17 protein-coding genes are annotated in these 17619 nt (G+C 64.4%); 9 read left to right on the top strand and 8 right to left on the bottom strand.

Going from position 1 to position 17619, the window contains the following annotated elements:
• Nucleotides 1–117 precede the first annotated feature (117 nt).
• The gene (locus tag GJ695_RS26210) at nt 118–750 is read left to right on the top strand and encodes an energy transducer TonB (RefSeq protein ID WP_154370013.1); all 633 of its coding nucleotides are present in this window, start codon (nt 118–120) and stop codon (nt 748–750) included.
• A gap of 18 nt (nt 751–768) precedes the next feature.
• On the opposite strand, the gene GJ695_RS26205 is transcribed toward GJ695_RS26210, so the two are convergent.
• The 6 genes from GJ695_RS26205 to GJ695_RS26180 all read right to left on the bottom strand — a co-directional run bounded on the left by GJ695_RS26205 (nt 769) and on the right by GJ695_RS26180 (nt 7478).
• Complete coding sequence (locus GJ695_RS26205) at nt 769–1389, bottom strand: 4'-phosphopantetheinyl transferase family protein (protein WP_154370011.1); 621 nt, start codon at nt 1387–1389, stop codon at nt 769–771.
• Nucleotides 1390–1454: 65 nt separating this feature from the next.
• Nucleotides 1455–2543 carry an ABC transporter ATP-binding protein gene (locus tag GJ695_RS26200; RefSeq protein WP_229260338.1) on the bottom strand — a complete coding sequence of 363 codons (1089 nt, stop codon included), beginning with the start codon at nt 2541–2543 and terminating at the stop codon, nt 1455–1457.
• Nucleotides 2544–2554: 11 nt separating this feature from the next.
• Nucleotides 2555–4324 (bottom strand): ABC transporter permease, encoded by a 1770-nt coding sequence (locus tag GJ695_RS26195; RefSeq protein WP_154370008.1) that lies wholly within the window; start codon nt 4322–4324, stop codon nt 2555–2557.
• Nucleotides 4325–4336: 12 nt separating this feature from the next.
• The gene (locus tag GJ695_RS26190; RefSeq protein WP_166455069.1) at nt 4337–5425 is read right to left on the bottom strand and encodes an ABC transporter substrate-binding protein; all 1089 of its coding nucleotides are present in this window, start codon (nt 5423–5425) and stop codon (nt 4337–4339) included.
• Nucleotides 5426–5448: 23 nt separating this feature from the next.
• Nucleotides 5449–6414 carry a tripartite tricarboxylate transporter substrate binding protein gene (locus tag GJ695_RS26185; protein WP_208023370.1) on the bottom strand — a complete coding sequence of 322 codons (966 nt, stop codon included), beginning with the start codon at nt 6412–6414 and terminating at the stop codon, nt 5449–5451.
• Nucleotides 6414–7478, bottom strand: coding sequence for a porin (locus tag GJ695_RS26180; RefSeq protein ID WP_154370003.1), 1065 nt, complete (start codon nt 7476–7478; stop codon nt 6414–6416). The genes GJ695_RS26185 and GJ695_RS26180 overlap by 1 nt, the downstream gene beginning before the upstream one ends.
• A gap of 196 nt (nt 7479–7674) precedes the next feature.
• Here GJ695_RS26180 and GJ695_RS26175 point away from each other — a divergent pair, with 196 nt between their 5' ends.
• The 8 genes from GJ695_RS26175 to GJ695_RS26135 all read left to right on the top strand — a co-directional run bounded on the left by GJ695_RS26175 (nt 7675) and on the right by GJ695_RS26135 (nt 14774).
• Nucleotides 7675–8379 (top strand): response regulator, encoded by a 705-nt coding sequence (locus tag GJ695_RS26175; RefSeq protein WP_154370001.1) that lies wholly within the window; start codon nt 7675–7677, stop codon nt 8377–8379.
• A gap of 5 nt (nt 8380–8384) precedes the next feature.
• Complete coding sequence (locus GJ695_RS26170) at nt 8385–9830, top strand: sensor histidine kinase (protein ID WP_154369999.1); 1446 nt, start codon at nt 8385–8387, stop codon at nt 9828–9830.
• A 275-nt stretch (nt 9831–10105) separates the two neighbouring features.
• A complete protein-coding gene (locus GJ695_RS26160; RefSeq protein WP_154369996.1) occupies nt 10106–10432 on the top strand; it encodes a nucleotidyltransferase domain-containing protein in 327 nt (108 codons plus the stop codon).
• 1 nt (nt 10433) lies between these two features.
• Nucleotides 10434–10775: a ribonuclease E inhibitor RraB gene (locus GJ695_RS26155; protein WP_154369994.1), complete on the top strand. Its 342-nt coding sequence runs from the start codon at nt 10434–10436 to the stop codon at nt 10773–10775.
• A gap of 84 nt (nt 10776–10859) precedes the next feature.
• Nucleotides 10860–12284 carry a sensor histidine kinase gene (locus GJ695_RS26150; protein ID WP_154369992.1) on the top strand — a complete coding sequence of 475 codons (1425 nt, stop codon included), beginning with the start codon at nt 10860–10862 and terminating at the stop codon, nt 12282–12284.
• Nucleotides 12274–12840, top strand: a complete 567-nt coding sequence (locus GJ695_RS26145; RefSeq protein WP_166455057.1) for a hypothetical protein — start codon at nt 12274–12276, stop codon at nt 12838–12840. The genes GJ695_RS26150 and GJ695_RS26145 overlap by 11 nt, the downstream gene beginning before the upstream one ends.
• Nucleotides 12837–14243 carry a sigma 54-interacting transcriptional regulator gene (locus tag GJ695_RS26140; RefSeq protein WP_154369990.1) on the top strand — a complete coding sequence of 469 codons (1407 nt, stop codon included), beginning with the start codon at nt 12837–12839 and terminating at the stop codon, nt 14241–14243. Before GJ695_RS26145 ends, GJ695_RS26140 begins: the two co-directional genes overlap by 4 nt.
• 198 nt (nt 14244–14441) lie before the next feature.
• The gene (locus tag GJ695_RS26135; RefSeq protein ID WP_154369988.1) at nt 14442–14774 is read left to right on the top strand and encodes a BON domain-containing protein; all 333 of its coding nucleotides are present in this window, start codon (nt 14442–14444) and stop codon (nt 14772–14774) included.
• 76 nt (nt 14775–14850) lie between these two features.
• Here GJ695_RS26135 and GJ695_RS26130 read toward each other — a convergent pair whose 3' ends face one another.
• Both GJ695_RS26130 and GJ695_RS26125 read right to left on the bottom strand, forming a co-directional pair.
• Nucleotides 14851–16173 carry a homoserine dehydrogenase gene (locus GJ695_RS26130; RefSeq protein ID WP_154369985.1) on the bottom strand — a complete coding sequence of 441 codons (1323 nt, stop codon included), beginning with the start codon at nt 16171–16173 and terminating at the stop codon, nt 14851–14853.
• A 21-nt stretch (nt 16174–16194) separates the two neighbouring features.
• A complete protein-coding gene (locus GJ695_RS26125; RefSeq protein WP_154369983.1) occupies nt 16195–17427 on the bottom strand; it encodes a pyridoxal phosphate-dependent aminotransferase in 1233 nt (410 codons plus the stop codon).
• Between the last annotated feature and the right edge of the window lie 192 nt (nt 17428–17619).

The following is a 17619-nucleotide window of genomic DNA, read 5'->3' as shown; positions in this document are numbered from 1 at the left end:
CATTCATGACGCCAAGGATATCACAGAGCCATTGCTCAAAAAACGCTTTTATTTTGCTATATCATGGAATAGTATACTTCCAACACATAGCAATACATCCACCACCAAGGAGCAATCATGAACCAAAAGAAGAATCTGACCGGCATGGGTACCGTCGTTCTGCTGCACGTTGCATTGCTGGCGGTATTCCTGCATGGCTCGAAGCTGACGGTGTTCCGGTCCGCGCCGCCGGAAGTCGAGCTGGTGCAGACGGCCGAGGCGCCCAAGCCGAAGGAGCGTGAACCGCAGGTGGAGGAGCCGCAACTGGCGCGGCCGGACATCGTCGTGCCGCAGCCGCCGACCGATGTGGTGATTGAATCGCAGCCATCCGTCACGGCGCGGCCCATGACTGACCAGCCGCCGGCGCAGCCGCCGATGGGCGGCGTGGCCGAAGCCGGCGCCAGGACGCCGCAGGCGCGGCCAGCGCCAGTGGTGACCGCGGCCGTGGTGGATGCACAAGCCTGCGCCAAGCCTGATTATCCGAAGAACGCGCTGCGCAACGGCGACACCGGCACCGTGATGCTGGCCTTGCTGATCGGCACCGACGGCAAGGTGGCCGACTCGCGCATCGAAAAATCCAGCGGCTTCCGCGACCTGGACCGCGCCGCTCAGGCCGGCCTGAGCCTGTGCAAGTTCAAACCCGGCACCGTGGACGGCGCACCGCAGCAGTCGTGGACCAAAATGCAGTATGTCTGGAGCCTGAACGACTAGCGCTGCCGGGCGGCGGATTTATTCGAGGGTGATGACTTCGATGAGCGGCGGCCGTTCGAGCGACTGCTCGCTGCACAGCGCGATCGACAACTCGGCGTGCGGCAGCGCTATGCAATGGCCGCCGCCGACGACGGCCAGCTTGAAGCGCGCTTCCTTTTCGCTCCACAAGCGATAAAAGCCTTCAACGCGCTGCCCGTCGGGCAGTCCCTGCATGCGCTCCCATTGCGCCATCTCGCCGCTGTCGAAAGCCTGGGCCGCGAGCGCATGCAGGTCGCGCGCCGGGTCCATCATTTCAATATCGAGTCCCAGCGCCGTTTGTGCGCTAACCGCACACGCCACCCAGCGGCCGCTATGCGAAATGCTGAAGCCGGGCGTAGCGCCCTTCAGCGCCGGCGAGATCAGGCGCGGCGCATTGCCGACGCGTTCTTCCAGGCGGATCTCCTGCGGCGCCACGCCGAGCAGGCGGCCCAGCGCCATGCGCAACATCACGCGGCCAACGACAAACTGACGTTGCCGCTGCGCGCGGACAAAGCGCTGGTGGCGCGCCATCTCGTCGGCCGACAGCCAGCCGCGCCAGTGTTGCAGCCCGGCCTCCGTCACCGCGTTCGCATCGACCATCCAGACCGCAGCCTTCGTCATCTCGTAACATTGCCATAAATCAAAAAGGCATTATATGCGAGGGCGGTTGCGCGCGCTGAGCGGCCTCAGAACACCCAGAGCTTGTCGGCCGGCAGTTGCAGCCAGTAGCGGCCCGGTTCCAGGCGGTACTTGGAATAGGCGCGCACGCTGATTTCCGTTCCGCCCTCGCTCTTGAACAGGCACTCGAAACGGTCGCCCAGGTACATGCAGGTCAGCAGCGGCAGCTCAATGGCGTTGTCGGCCGGCGTCGGGCTGATTCTCACTTCCTCGACGCGGATGATGGTGACGCCATCGCCGCCACCTGGTCCGCGCGCGCTGGCTTGCAGGCGCGCGCCATTGATCTCCAGCTGCACCTGCGCGCCATCGCGCTGCGCCACACGCGCCGGCAGGCGGTTGTTACTGCCCATGAACTCCGCGGTGAACAGCGTGTCCGGCGTTTCGTACATGCTTTGCGGCGTGCCTTGCTGCTCGATCTTGCCGTTGTTGAGCAGCAGGATGCGGTCCGAAATCGCCATCGCCTCGGCCTGGTCGTGCGTCACCATCAACGCCGACAGGCCCAGTCGCACAATCAGCTCGCGCAGGAAGGCGCGCGCTTCCTCGCGCAGCTTGGCGTCCAGGTTGGACAGCGGTTCATCCAGCAGGATCACCGGCGGGTTGTACACCAGCGCGCGGGCGATCGCCACCCGCTGCTGCTGGCCGCCCGATAGCTGGTGCGGATAACGCTCGCCCAGGTGGCCGAGGCCGAGATTCTTCAGCACGTCGTTGACCTTGTCCTTGATCTCGCTGGCGCCCAGCTTGCGCAGCTTGAGGCCATAGGCCACGTTGTCGAACACGGTCTTGTGCGGCCACAGTGCGTAGGACTGGAACACCAGTCCCAGGTTGCGCTGCTCGGCCGGCATCTCGAAGCCGCGCGCGCCGTCGAACACATTGCGGTCGCCGATGTTGATGGCGCCTGCCTTCGGGCTTTCCAGACCGGCCACCGCGCGCAGCAGCGTGGTCTTGCCGCTGCCCGAAGGCCCCAGCAACGCCACCACTTCGCCTTTTTGCAGGTGCATGGACACGCCCTTCAGGATCGGATTGGCGCTGGCGCCGCTGCCGTAGTCCAGGTGCAGGTCGTTGACGGTCAGTTCATTGGTCATGATGTCTCGTTTCATAATATGTTCTCTTAATTGTGCAGCTTCACGCCGAAGCGCAGCGCGACGCCAAGGCCGATCGCCACCAGCGAGATGTTGATGAACGATAACGCCGCCACCAGGTCGGTGGAGCCGGTGGCCCACAGCGACACCAGCATCGCGCCGATCACCTCGGTGCCCGGCGACAGCAGGTAGACGCCGGTCGAATATTCGCGCTCAAAGATCAGGAACACCATCAGCCAGGCGCCCAGCAGGCCGTATTTGATCAGCGGGACGGTGACGTCGCGCGTGACCCGGCCACGGGTGGCGCCGACCGCGCGCGCCGCCTCTTCCAGCTCCGGCCCCACTTGCAGCAAGGCGGTCGAGATCAGGCGCATGCCATAGGCCAGCCACACCACAGAATACGCCAGCCACAAGGCGAAGATGGTCGAGCGCAGGGAGCGCAGCACCGGGATGGCGTTCTCGCTGAGCCACAGCGCCGCGCCGTTGTCCATGCCTTTCAAGGCGCCATCCAGCCAGCTCGGCACGAACAGGAACACCCACAGGAACGACAGGCCGGCCAGCAGGCCGGGCACGGCGCGCGGCACCAGCACGCTGTAGTCGAGGAAGCGGGTGATCATGTCCGGCTTGCGGTGCATGGCCAGCGCAATGGCGCAGTAGCAGATCACCGCGCAGGCGCCGCCGATCACGCCGATCAGCACCGTGTTCAGGATGCCGCGCATCAGCGCCGGCTGCTCCATGATTTCGCGGAAGTGCTGCAGGGTCAGCACGTCGGCCAGCTTGACGCCCTCGCCCCAGTACTGGACGAAGGAGCGCAGTACGATACCCGACATCGGCATGATAATGGTGAACATCAGCCAGCCGAAGATCAGCGCGAACGCCAGCCACTTCCAGCGGCCCAGCGGCATGGCCTTGGAACGCGCGCCCTTGCCCTTGATCGAGACGAATTTGTTGGCCGACTTCAGCAGCCAGCGCTGCACCATCACCAGCGGCATGGTCACCATCACCAGGCAGACGGCAACGGCGGCCATCAGGTGATACGATGGCGTGCCAAGCTTGTTGGTCAGCTTGTACAGATAGGTGGCCAGCACCATGTGGCCTTCCGGATCGCCCAGCACCAGCACCAGGCCGAATACTTCGAAGCCGAGGAAGAACACCAGCACGCCGGCGTAGGCCAACGCCGGCGTGATCATCGGCAGCGAGACGTTGAACATCACCTGCAGCGGCGAGGCGCCGGCCACGCGCGCCGCTTCCTCCACGTCCGAACCAAGACTCTTCAACGCCGACGATGCGTACAGGTAGACGTGCGGCACGTGCGTCAGGCCGGCGATGATGACGATGCTGGTGAAGGAATAGATATTCCACGGGATGAAACCGAGAATGTCCTTGGCCCACAGCGAGTAGAAGCCTACCGGTCCCATGGACACCACGTAGCCGAAGCCCATCACCATCGGCGACACGAAGATCGGCACCAGCAGCAGCGGCGCGATGAAGCCCTTGCCCGGCAGGTCGGTACGTATCATCAGGAAGGCCAGCATGCCGCCCAGCGGCACGGCGATGATGGCCAGGCCGGCCGCCAGGTAGAAGGCGTTCTTGAAGGCGATGGCGAAATCGGGATCTTCAAAGATGAAGCGGTAGGCGTCCAGGCCCAACTCCTTGGCCGGCATGAAGAATGGCGCATTCAAAAAGCTTTGATAGAAGATCAGGAATAGCGGCAGGAAGATAGCGCAGGCAGCCAGCGCTACGACCACGCCGCGCGGCCAGTTGATACCTGGCCGGCCGGAGTGAGCGAGTGTTTGCATGGTGATTGTCTCTTACTTCTTGCCTGCGGTTTCTTTCCACTGCTTGAGGAAGGCCATGCGCTTGGCTGGCCCCAGGAATTGCAGCAGGATAGGATGGACCGGCACCGGCTTGATGTTGTCCTTGCCAATTTGCTTGATCAGCTCCGCCGACGTGGTCTCGCCGGTGACGTCGGCGCGGATCGCGAACAGCTTGGAGTCGTTGGCGATGATGGTCTGGCCGCGATGCGACAGCATGTAGTCCAGCCACAGCTTGGCGGCGTTGACGTTCTTCGCCGATTTGTTAATGAAGAAGACGCGCGACATCACCAGCGTGTAATCCTTCGGCAGCACCACGCCGATCGACGGATCGGTCTTGGCGCGCACCAGCGCGTAGGAACCCAGCACGTTGTAGCCGATCAGGTTCTCGCCGGACGAAATGCGCTCCATCATGGTGCCGGTGGACGACTGCACGCGCACCTTGGCCATGCCGAAGGCGTTTTCCAGATCCTGGAACTTCGGATTCTCGCGCGCGTCCTGGGTCATGAACATGAAGCCGACGCCGGATTTTTCGATGTCGTAGGTGGTGACCTTGTCCTTGAACTTGGGCTGCTGTATCAGCTTGGTGAAGTCGGCGTGCGTCTGCGGCACTTCCTTGGCGTCGACCAGGCGCTTGTTGTAGACGATGGCGGCCGGCTCGAAGGTGGTGCCGTAGGCCTTGTCGTCCCAGATCGCCCAGCCGGGGATCTTGGACGCTTCCACCGATTTGTAGGCCAGCGCGTAACCGTCCGAGGCCAGGCGCATTTGCAGGTCCATGGCCGACGACCACATGGCGTCGGCGGTGTTGCCGCCGGCCGCCACTTCGGAGATGAAGCGGTTGTACACCTCGGTGGAATTCATGTCGTTGTATTCGACCGTAATGCCTGGATACATGGCGCTGAAGTCCTTGATCAGCGGCTGCGTGGCCTTGCTGTCGGTGGCGCCGTAGATCACCAGCTTGCCCTCCTTTTTGGCGCCGTCGATGATCTTCTGGTAGTCGGCTGGATAGCCGGCCGGCACTTGCGCCAGCGCGGAACCGGCAAACAGCGTGGCGCATGCAGCGGCCAAAGTCGTTTTCAACATTATCGTAATCTCCAAAGGTTATTCAATCAGCGCACCAGGCCAAGTTCGGCGGCGCGCTTGCCGTAGTCGTCCACGGCTTTCTTGACATAGGCCGCCAGCGCATCGCCGGTCAGCCCGAAGGGATACAGGCCCGAAGCCGCGCGCATCTGCGCGAACTGCGGACTGGCCAGCACACGGTCAAAGTGCGCGACCCATTGCTTGTACTCGGCTTCCGACGCGTGAGGCCCCATCCACACGCCGCGGATGATCGGCCACACCACGTCGAAGCCCTGCTCGCGCGCGGTCGGCACGTTGGCCAGCACGCCGGGCAGGCGTTGTTCGGACAGCACCGCCAGCACACGCGTGTTACCGCTGGCGTACAGCGACGCCTCACTGGCGTCGCCCGACACTACGTGCACAAAGTTGGCGTGCATGGCGGTAAAGGCTTCGCCGCCGCCCTCCAGCGCGACGAAGCGCAAGGCCTTGGGATCGATGCCGGCGCTCTTCGCCAGCAGCGCCATCTTCAGCCAGTCCTGGCTGCCGATGGTGCCGGACATGCCGATCAATACCTTCTGCGGATTGGCCTGCAATGCGGCCACCAGGTCGCGCAGCGTCTTGTACGGCGAGTCGGCGCGCACGGCGATCATGCCGTAGTCCGCCCCCAGCGCCGCCACCCAGCGCACGTCCGATGGTTTTACCTTGCCGAACTTGCCCTGCGCCAGATTGAGCAGCGAGCCGCCGGAAAACGCCACCAGCGTATTCGGCTCGGTGCGGCGGCCCGACACCAGCGAGTGCCACGCCACCGCGCCGATTCCGCCCGGCAGATAGCTGATATGCATATCCGACGGCGGCGGATTCGGCGCTTCGCGCAGGCCGGCCAGGCCTTTCTGCGCCAGCTTGCAGGTCAGGTCCATCGCGCCGCCCGGTTTGGACGGCACCACGCACTCCAGGCCTGCCGCCTGGACCGCCGCACCGAACAGCAGTGCGCAGAGCAGTGACAGCAGGATTTTCATCAGTAGCGGTGCTGCATGCCGATGGTCAGGCCGCGCTGGGTGGTGCCGTAGCCTGGGTCATCGCGCGACAGGCCGGTGAGCTGGCCGTTCTTCGCTTTGGCGTAGGCCGCCGTCACGTGCAGGTCGGTGCGCTTGGACAGCGCGTAGCGGTAGCGCGCCACGTACATGGTCGGGTCGGAGTCCTTGCCGGCGGCGACATTCTTGACGTTGACGTGGTAGACCGCGCCGGTGAGCGTGGTGGCGCCGCCGGTCTTGTAGGCGATGCCGGCCCAGGTGGTGGTGGCGTCGACGTCGGTGGTGAGCGCCTTGCCGGCCACCAGTTTGTAATCGCGCAGCACGGCCCACAGTTTGACCGGGCCGGTTTCGTAGCTGCCGCCGACGTGCCACACGGTGTTCTTGTCACGGTTGCCGGTGGCCGGCAAGGTATTGCCGTTGTTGCGCTCCCAGGTCGCCATCAGGTTGGCGCCGCCGATTTTGTACACGGTGCTGAAGCCGGTCTTGGCGCTGTCCTGCGCGCCGGTGGTCTGCTCGCCGGCGGCGTAGTTGGCGCCGATGCGCCAGTCGCCAAAGGTGCCGGCGTATTTGATGATGTTGTCGTACTGGGTGGTGAAGCCGTATTTGCTTGGGCCGGTGGCCGGGCCGGAGGTGGCCCACGAGTAGAACGGCGCGAAGCCCATCGGATCGAAGCCGATCACGGTGTCGTACACGGTGGTGAACGAACGGCCCACCACCACGCGGCCGAAGGCGCCTTCCAGGCCGACGTTGGCCTGGCGCTTGAACAGCGCGCCGTCCTGCGCGCCGGTGTCCATCAGGATGCCGCCTTCGAGGTTGAACACGGCTTTCAGGCCGCCGCCCAGGTCTTCGCTTCCGCGCAGGCCCCAGCGCGAGGTGTTCATGCCGCCGGAGATCACGCGGGTCATGCTGCCGCCGGTCGGCGTCTGGTTGGTGGCGGTTTCCATGCCGACGTCGAGCAGGCCGTAGACCTGGACGTTGGATTGCGCTTGCGCGCTGCCGGCGGCCGTGCACAGCGCCAGGACCGCGAGGGTCAACGGGGTATTCTTCATCAAATTGTCTCCAGATATAGTTATATGTGTTATCTGATCTTTGCGATCAGGGTTCCACTATAGGAGGGTCAATCTTTCAATTGCCTTTCAATGTCTCCTGGTCACCACAATCGCCGGAGACACTTCACTTTTATGCGCCGGCGCGCCATGATGCTGGCCTTACCCTGCACTTATTTAAGCGAACTGGCAAGACCCTATGCGCATATTGTTAGTTGAAGACCACACCGAATTGCAGCACTGGCTGGCCAAGGCGCTGCGCGACGCGCATCTGGCGGTGGAGTGCGCCGACAACGGCGCCGACGCCGACGCCCTGCTGCACACGCAGGACTACGCGCTGGTCATCCTCGACCTGACCTTGCCGCGCATGGACGGGCTGGATGTGCTCAAGCGCCTGCGCGCACGCGGCGGCGCGCGCGCCAAGACGCCGGTGCTGATCCTCACCGCGCGCGGCGGCCTGGAAGACCGCGTGCAAGGACTGAACCTGGGCGCCGACGATTATCTCGCCAAGCCGTTCGAACTGGCGGAACTGGAAGCACGCGTCAAGGCGCTGCTGCGCCGCAGCGTCGGCAACGAGGCGCTGGTGCACAACTGCGGCGCGCTCAGTTTCGACACCGTCACGCGCATGTTCAGCTATGCCGGCAATCCGCTGGCGCTGACGCCGCGCGAACACGCGGTGCTGGAGACGCTGATCACGCGCACCGGCCGCGCCGTGTCCAAGGAAAAGCTGTTCGACGAAGTGTTCTCGCTGGGCGACGACGCCGGCATCGACGCGATAGATCTGTACATCCACCGCGTGCGCAAGAAGCTCGACATCGCCGGACCGGATGCCGCCGTCATCACCACGCTGCGCGGCATCGGCTACCTGCTGCAGCCGCGCGCCGCCGTCGGCGCTCCGGCCTGACGCGCATGACCGCGCCATCCGACATGCTGGGCAGCCTGCGCGGCCAGCTGCTGCGCTGGCTGCTGGGGCCCTTGCTGGTGCTGGTGGCGCTGAACACGGTCTCGGTCTACCGCAATGCGCTGGACGCCGCCGATACCGCCTACGACCGTTCGCTGCTGGCCTCCACGCGCGCGCTGGCCGAGCGGGTGTCGGTGGTGGACGGCAAGGTGGTGGCGGACGTGCCTTACGTGGCGCTGGACAGTTTCGAGACCGACACGCTGGGCCGCATCTACTACAAGGTCACCGGCATCGCCGGCGAAACCGTGTCCGGCTACGCCGACCTGCCGCCGGTGCCGGTCAACGTGCCGCGCTCGGAGGCCTATCCGGCGCTGGTGCGCTTCTATCACGCCAACTACAACGGCCAGCCGGTGCGCATCGCCGCGCTGCTGCAGCCGGTGTACGACGATTCGATGCGCGGCATCGCGCTGATCCAGGTCGGCGAAACGCTGGAAGCGCGGCGCGTGCTGTCCAACCAGATCCTGTTCGACACGCTGACGTGGCAGGCCCTGCTGCTGGCGGCGGTGGCGCTGCTGGTGTGGTTCGCCGTGCGCCTCGTGCTGCGGCCGCTAATGCAGCTGAAAACCGCGGTGGAGACGCGCGGCCCGAACGACGCCTCCGATGTCGATCCGGCGCTGGTGCACAAGGAAGTGCGACCGCTGGTGGCGGCGCTGAACAGCTCCCGCTCGCGCATGCACCTGCTGATCAACAGCCAGCGGCGCTTCATCGCCGACGCTTCGCACCAGCTGCGCACGCCATTGACGGTACTGAAGACGCAGGCCGAACTGGCGCTGCGCGAATGCGACCGTCCCGGCGCCGATCCGGAACTGAGCAAGGCCGCGCTGCGCGAGATCGTCCACAGCATGGCGGCCACCACCGACTCCACCGTCAACCTCGCCAACCGGCTGCTGACCTTGGCCCGCATCGAACACCGCGACCAGGGCGCCGAGCAGACGGCGCCGGTCGCGCTGCGCGCCATCGCACGTCAGGTCGGACTGGAACTGGCGATGGCGGCGGTGGCCAGGCATATCGACCTGTCGCTGGAAGCCGAGCAGGATGGTGTGGTGCACGGACAGTCCCTGCTGCTGCACGAGATGCTGGCCAACCTGGTCGACAACGCGCTGCGCTACACGCCGCCCGGCGGCACGGTGACAATACGCGTGCTGGAAGACACCGACGGCGTGGCGCTGGAAGTGGAAGACAACGGCCCCGGCATCGCCACCGCCGAGCGCGAACGCGTGTTCGCCCCCTTCTACCGCGCCGCCGCCACGCTGGAACGCAATCCGGGCGGCCACGGTCTCGGCCTGGCCATCGTCCACGACATCGCCTCCCTGCATAACGCCGCCATCGCCCTCGACGACGCCGTTCCCGGCCCCGGCCTGACAGCCCGCATCACCTTCAACGCGGTAAAATAGCGCTATCCACGCCAACCTCAGGTTTTATCATGAGCGAGCAAGATATCCGCTGGCTGCAACGCCTGTCGAATTACCGGCGCGCACTCGCACAGCTAAAGAAATTCATCGACAAGGTGAATTAAACGAACTTGAACAACAAGGCTTGATCAAGGCATTCGAGTTCACCCATGAATTGGCATGGAACAAGGAAACAGCGGACGCGATTGGCGCCCTGGTCGTGGAACGCTATTTCACATTGTTTGTGGCGTTGGAAGCCAAAATGGCGGAGCTATCCCATGGAGTCTGAAACGCTGAAATTTGGCCTGAAGCCCGAGGTTATCAAACAGATCAACGAGGTCTTTGCCAGTTTCCCCGAGGTCGGACAAGTTATACTGTATGGCTCGCGGGCGAAGGGAACCTTCAGACGCGGTTCGGATATAGATCTGTGCCTCGAAGGGGACAACCTGTCGCTGCCCACGTTATTGAAGATCGATACCGCGCTGGACGACCTCCTGCTGCCGTACAAAATAGACTTGTCGATCCGCGATCACATCGACAATATTGAACTACTGTCTCACATAGAACGCGCCGCCCCCCGTTTTTACCGGCGCAACAAGGAATAACATGATTACCAAAGAAGAAATGGTCGCGCTGTTCGACGACATGAAACAAAACGCCCCGTGGGATATCAGCAAGCCGCTGCTGTGGGGTTACTTTTTCGCCGACGCCGACAAGGCCAAGCTGGAAGCCGCGCAAGTGCCGCTGAAGGCCCAGGGCTACCAGATCGTCGGCATCTACGACTCCAAGCCGGAATCGGGCACGCCGGCGCTGTGGTGGCTGCATATCGAAAAAGTCGAGCAGCACACGGTCGACACGCTGCACGCCCGCAACCAGGAGTTCTACAAGTTCGCCGACCAACACCAGCTGGAATCCTACGACGGCATGGACGTCGGCCCCGCCTCCTGAGCGTTTCCCCCGCGCCCAATCGAACAGGCTATCGCGGCTGTTTGGCCTTATTATTCCGTTAATATGGCCAACTTTTAAGCCCTGATGCTCTCGAAACTCTCGTTTCGCCAGTTGTTGCTGGGTGTCTTTTTGCTGATTGCCGTGCTGCTGAGCGCCGCCTCGCTGCATGCCCTGTGGACGCTGGACCGTCTTGCCTTCCACAGCCGCGACAGCGGACACCACGCCCTGGCGCTCACTGAAAATACCCAGCAACTGGCGGAGCGCAGCGTCGCCATGACGCGCAGCGCGCGCCAGTACCTGGTGCTGGACGATCCCGCCTTCCGCAAACGCTATGCCGACGCCTGGCGCGACGCCCGCGTGTCGCTGGACGCGGTGGCGGCCGCCCTGCCCAACACGCCGCCCACGCTGTTCGAGCGCTGGCGCCAGAGCGGCGAACAGGCATGGGACATCCTGCAAATGCCTTCGCGCGCGCGCAACAGCGCGCGCCAGCAGGCGCTGGAAAAGGCGCTGGCGCCGCTGCCGGTGGTGAACGAACAGCTGGCCGAGGAAGTCAAACAGGAAGTCGAACGCCGCAACACCGAGCTGCTGGCCGAACTGGACCAGCGCCGCGCCATCCTCAAGGCGCAGGTGATCGCCTCGATCCTGCTGGCGGCGGTGCTGGCGTCCGGCTTCGGCCTGTGGCTGTCGCGGCCGCTGGCGCAGATCGAGCAGGCCATCGACATCCTCGGTGAGAACCGCTACGACCAGCCGATCGCCGTGCGCGGCCCCAGCGACCTGCAACGCGTGGGCCAGCAGCTGAACTGGCTGCGCCAGCGCCTGGCCGGGCTGGAGGCGGACAAGGCGCGCTTCCTGCGCCACATCTCGCACGAGCTGAAGACGCCGCTGGCGGCATTGCGCGAAGGCGTGGCGCTGCTGGAGGACGGCGTGGCCGGCGCGCTGTCGCCCAACCAGCGCGAGATCGCCGGCATCCTCAACCAGAACACGGCGGCCCTGCAGTCGCAGATCGAAGCGCTGCTGCGCTACAACGCCGCCGCCTTCGACGCCCAGCACCTGCAACGCCAGCCGGTCGACCTGGACAGCCTGCTGGCCCAGGCGATCGACAGCCAGCGCCTGCAATGGCAGGCCGCCCGGCTCACCGTCGCCACCGAAGGCAAGGCGCGGCCGATCGCCATCGACGCCGACAAGATGGCGATCGCGGTCGGCAACCTGCTGTCGAATGCGTTGCGCTTCAGTCCACCACAAGGGCTGATCTCGTTCCGCATCGGCGAGCTGGACGGCAAGCTGCTGCTCGACTGCGTCGACCAGGGCCCCGGCGTGGCGCCGGACGACGCCGCCCACATCTTCGAACCGTTTTACCAGGGACAGCGCCAGCCGCCCGGCGCGCGCCGCGGCAACGGCATCGGCCTGTCCATCGTCCAGGAATACGTGGCCGCGCATGGCGGCGCGTTACAACTGATGCCCTCCGCGCGGGGCGCCCACTTCCGCATTGAACTGCCTTATGAAACATAATCTCACCGCCGTCCTGCTGCTGCTGTGCCTGTCGCTGACGGCCTGCACGCTCAACTCCCCGATTCCCGACACGCCGGCGCCCGCGCCGGCGCCGCCGCCAGTGGTGGAAGTCGTCACGCCGCCACCGCCGCCGCCCGACGAGGTGGGGCCGCTGCTCAGTTATCACCAGTCGCTGCGGCGCATGAGCCAGGGCGAGCTGGTCAAGGAATTGAGCGGCCTCGGCCTGCAACAGCGCAGCCCGCGCGTGGCGATCCAGATGGGCATGGCGCTGATGCTGACGCGCGGCGGCGGCGACCTGGCGCGCGCGCAGGCGCTGCTCGACAGCGTGGCCACCTCGCCCGACGCCGACGCCGCGCCGTTCCGGCCGCTGGCGCAGATGTTGTCCAGCAATTGCGCCGAAACGCGCCGCCTGTACGACCACGCCGACAAGCTGGCCGCGCAGCAAAAGGAAAATCAGCGCCGCATCGACCAGTTGAGCGAGATGCTGGAAGGCTTGAAAGCCATTGAACGCACGCTGCCGGTTCGTCCGGCAGCCGGACCACAGGTGACCAAATGACGACCACCACGCCCCAGGGCCAGGGCGCCCATCTGCTGCTGGTCGATGACGACGACGACCTGCTGCGCCTGCTGTCGATGCGGCTGACCGCCAACGGCTACCGCGTCACCGCTGTCGGTAGCGCCGAGGCGGCGCTGGCGCGGCTGTCGATGGAGCTGCCACGTCTGGTGATCAGCGACATCCGCCTGCCGGACCGCGACGGCATGTGGCTGTTCCAGGAGATCCGCCGCAGCTACCCGGCGTTGCCGGTGATCCTGCTGACCGCGCACGGCACCATTCCCGACGCGGTGGAAGCCACCACGCTGGGCGCCTACGCCTACCTGACCAAGCCGTTCGACGCCAAGACGCTGCTGGAGCGCATCGCCCAGGCCCTGAGCCTGGCCGCGCCGGCCGCCCACGCCACCGACGGCGACGAGGACTGGCGCTCGGCCATCATCAGCCGCAGCCAGTGCATGGACGAGCTGCTGGCCGAAGCCCGGCTGGTGGCCGCCTCCGACGCCAGCGTGCTGATACGCGGCGAGAGCGGCACCGGCAAGGAGTTGCTGGCGCAGGCCATCCACCGCGCCAGCCGGCGCGCCAAGGCGCCGTTCATCGCCATCAACTGCGGTGCGATTCCCGAGGCGCTGCTGGAGTCGGAACTGTTCGGCCACGTCAAGGGCGCCTACACCGGCGCGGTCGGCGCGCGCGAGGGCCTGGTGCAGGCGGCCGACGGCGGCACCCTGTTCCTCGACGAGATCGGCGATATGCCGCTGCTGCTGCAAGTGAAACTACTGCGCGTGCTGCAGGAGCGCGTGGTGCGCCAGCTGGGGTCGGACGTGGCCAAGCCGGTCGACGTGCGCATCCTGTCGGCCACCCACCGCGACCTCGACGCGGCCATGCGCGAAGGCCAGTTCCGCGAAGATTTGTATTACCGCCTCAACGTCATCACGCTGACCCTGCCGCCGCTGGCCCAGCGGCGCGAGGACGTGGCGCCGATGGCCAACCAGTTCCTGCAAACGCTGGCCGCCAAGTACGACAAGACCGTGCGCGGCTTCGCGCCGGACGCGCTGGAGGCGCTGACCATGTCATCCTGGCCGGGCAATGTGCGGCAGCTGTACAACGTGGTCGAGCATGTTTGCGCGCTGGCCACGGCGCCGCTGATCCCCTTGTCGCTGGTGCAGCGCGCGCTGCGCGTGCCGTCGCTGGAGGTGCTCAGCTACACCGAGGCGCGCCTGCGCTTCGAGCGCAATTACCTGGTACAGCTGCTGAAACTGGCGGATGGCAACGTTGCCGACGCCGCCCGCCTGGCCGAGCGCAACCGCACGGAGTTCTACCGCCTGCTGCAGAAACACAATCTGGATGCAAGTCTCTTCCGCGGCGATGTCGCCGTGGAGCGACAGGACGAACCGCTTAAAAATCAATGACTTAACATACCGTGACAGGGCACCGTCGCCATTTCCCGACAGATTCCGGGCAATATGGCCGCAACGTCATCATTCCTCACGGAAAATTCTTATTAAGTCGTTGAAAGATAAGGGGAAATCGGAGCTGGCACGGGGTTTGCAAAGGAGTGGGTAACGTCACCGACGTTTTATCCTCAAACTCGATAAAGGAAGCAAATCATGATGACCAACAAACTGATCGCCCGCCTGATGGTAGCCGCCGCCCTGACCGCTGCTGCCGCTACCGGAACCGCATTCGCCGCTGGCCAACAGGATGCAGCAATGGCTGGCGCCGCCAAGGCCGGCACCGCCACGAATGACGAAGCCATCACCAGCAAAATCAAGGCTTCCCTGGCAGATCAAAAGCAAATCGGCGTGACCACCGCTGATGGCGTCGTGACCCTGAGCGGCTCGGTCGCCAGCACCGACGTCGGCACCAAGGCCATCCAGGTCGCATCGGCCGTGCCGGGCGTGAAAGAAGTGAAGAGCGAGCTGACCGTCGCTTCGAAGTAAGACCTGAGTAGCCAGCTTTAAACCGTAGGAAGAACCCTTTTCCGGTCAGCGTGCGTAGACGCTGACCGGATTTTTTTTAGCTCAGGTTTTCCAGGCGGATCTTGGTGACGCTGCCGCCGACCGTCGACAGCCCTTCCATCTTGGCGATGGCGGCGGTGACGTTTTTCTCCTGCGTCTGGTGCGTCAGGAAGATGATGTCGGTACGGGTTTCGCCTTCCGCCGGCTCCTTCTGCAGCATGGCGTCGATCGAAATGCCGGCGTCGGCCAGGATGCGCGTCAGGTCGGCCAGCACGCCCGGCTCGTCGCTGACGTTCATGCGCAGGTAGTAGCTGGTGGTGATTTCCGACATCGGCAGGATCTCGATGTTGGTCATCGCGTTCGGCTGGAACGCCAGGTGCGGCACGCGGTGTTCCGGATCGGCCGTGGCCAGGCGGGTGATGTCGACCAGGTCGGCGATCACGGCCGAGGCGGTCGGCTCCGAACCGGCGCCCTTGCCGTAGTACAGCGTGGCGCCGACCGCGTCGCCCTGCACCAGCACCGCGTTCATCGCGCCTTCGACGTTGGCGATCAGCCGCTTGGCTGGAATCAGCGTCGGGTGCACGCGCAGTTCCACGCCCTCCACGCCGTTGACCTTGGCGCGCTTGGCGATGCCCAGCAGCTTGATGCGGTAGCCCAGTTGCTCGGCGTAGCGGATGTCGACCGCGTTGAGCTTGGAGATGCCTTCCACGTGCGCCTTGTCGAACTGCACCGGAATGCCGAAGGCGATGGCCGACATGATGGTGGCCTTGTGCGCCGCGTCCACGCCTTCAATATCGAAGGTCGGGTCGGCTTCCGCATAGCCCAGTTCCTGCGCCTGCTTCAGCACGGTGGCGAAGTCCAGGCCCTTGTCCCGCATTTCGGACAGGATGAAGTTGGTGGTGCCGTTGATGATGCCGGCCAGCCAGTCGATGCGGTTGGCGGTCAGGCCTTCGCGCAGCGCCTTGATGATCGGGATGCCGCCGGCCACCGCCGCTTCGAACGCCACCATCACGCCCCTGGCTTGCGCCGCCGCGAAAATCTCGTTGCCGTGCACGGCCAGCAGCGCCTTGTTGGCGGTGACCACGTGCTTGCCGTTGGCGATCGCCTGCAGCACCAGGTCCTTGGCCTGGTCGTAGCCGCCGATCAGCTCGACGACAATGTCGATGTCCGGATCGTTGACGATGTCGAACGGGCTGGCCACCACCTTGACCTTGCCGCCGGTGCGCGCCTTGGCGCGCTCCAGGTTGCGCGCCGACACGGCCACGACTTCGATGCTGCGGCCGGCGCGGCGGCGGATTTCTTCCTGATTGCGTTCCAGCACATCGAACGTGCCACCGCCGACATTGCCGACGCCTAACAAGCCTACTTTGATTGGTTTCATATGTGTTTCCAGAGATCTGACTTAGAAGCTGGCGCCGTGGCGCTTGCGGTAGCTTTCCATGAACTTGGCCATGCGGCCGAAGGCTTCCACCATATCGTCCGAGTTCGGCAGGAACACGACGCGGAAGTGATCCGGCGCGATCCAGTTGAAGCCGCTGCCCTGGACGATCAGCACTTTTGTTTCGGCCAGCAGCTCGTAGGCAAACTGCTGGTCATCCGCGATCGGATAGATCTTCGGATCAAGACGCGGGAACATGTACAGCGCCGCTTTCGGCTTGACACAAGTGACGCCGGGAATCTCCGTCAGCAGCTTGTAGGCCAGATCGCGTTGCTTCAACAGGCGCCCGCCCGGTCCCACCAGGTCGTGGATCGACTGGTAGCCGCCGAGCGCAGTCTGGATCGCAAACTGCCCCGGAGCGTTGGCGCACAAGCGCATCGAGGCCAGCATGTTGAGGCCTTCGATATAGTCTTTGGCGTGCGACTTTTCGCCCGACACCACCATCCAGCCGGAACGGTAGCCGCAGGCGCGGTAATTTTTCGACAGGCCGTTGAAGGTGACGAACAGGATGTCGTCCGCCAGCGAGGCGATCGACACGTGCTCGGCGCCGTCGTACAGCACCTTGTCGTAGATTTCATCGGCATAGATGATCAGGTCGTGCTGGCGCGCCAGCTCGATGATCTGCAGCAGCAGCTCGACCGGGTACAGCGCGCCGGTCGGATTGTTGGGGTTGATGACGACGATGGCGCGCGTGTTGGCCGTGATCTTGCGGCGCATGTCCTCGATGTCCGGATACCATTCCTGCTGCTCGTCGCAGACGTAGTGCACCGGCGTGCCGCCCGACAGCGACACCGCCGCCGTCCACAGCGGGTAGTCCGGGGCCGGCACCAGCACCTCGTCGCCGTTGTTCAGCAAGGCGTTCATCGACATCACGATCAGCTCGGAAGCGCCGTTGCCCAGGTAGATGTCGTCGATGGTCACGCCGGCGATGTTCTTGCCCTGGGTGTAGTGCATCACCGCCTTGCGCGGCGCGAACATGCCCTTGGAATCGGTGTAGCCGGCCGCGTTGGACAGGTTGATCTTCATATCCTGGACGATCTCGTCCGGCGGATCGAAGCCGAACACCGCGAGGTTACCAATGTTCAACTTGGTGATCTTGTGGCCTTCCTCCTCCATTTGCCGGGCTTTTTCCGGCACCGGGCCGCGGATCTCGTAGCAGACTTCCGCCAGTTTGTTCGATTTTTGAATCGGTCGCAAAATAAAATCCTGTTTATGTGAGGCAAACTTCTGAGACCTGCCAAAATGCCGGTGGCGGCCCTTGCTGCAATGCGAAAAGAACCATTCTGCCGAAAGGGGCCGATTTAATCAACCTTTCAGGCCGGACGCCCCTTGAAAACGCTACAATAACGCTTCTTTTGCCGCTCTTTTTCCTGATTCCATCCGCCATTC

Origin of the sequence: Duganella alba (genome assembly GCF_009674495.1) — a bacterium.
In the GTDB taxonomy this organism is placed as follows: domain Bacteria; phylum Pseudomonadota; class Gammaproteobacteria; order Burkholderiales; family Burkholderiaceae_D; genus Rugamonas; species Rugamonas alba.
Note: the sequence above shows the minus strand (reverse complement) of the source record. Positions and strands in the feature narration are given on the sequence as shown.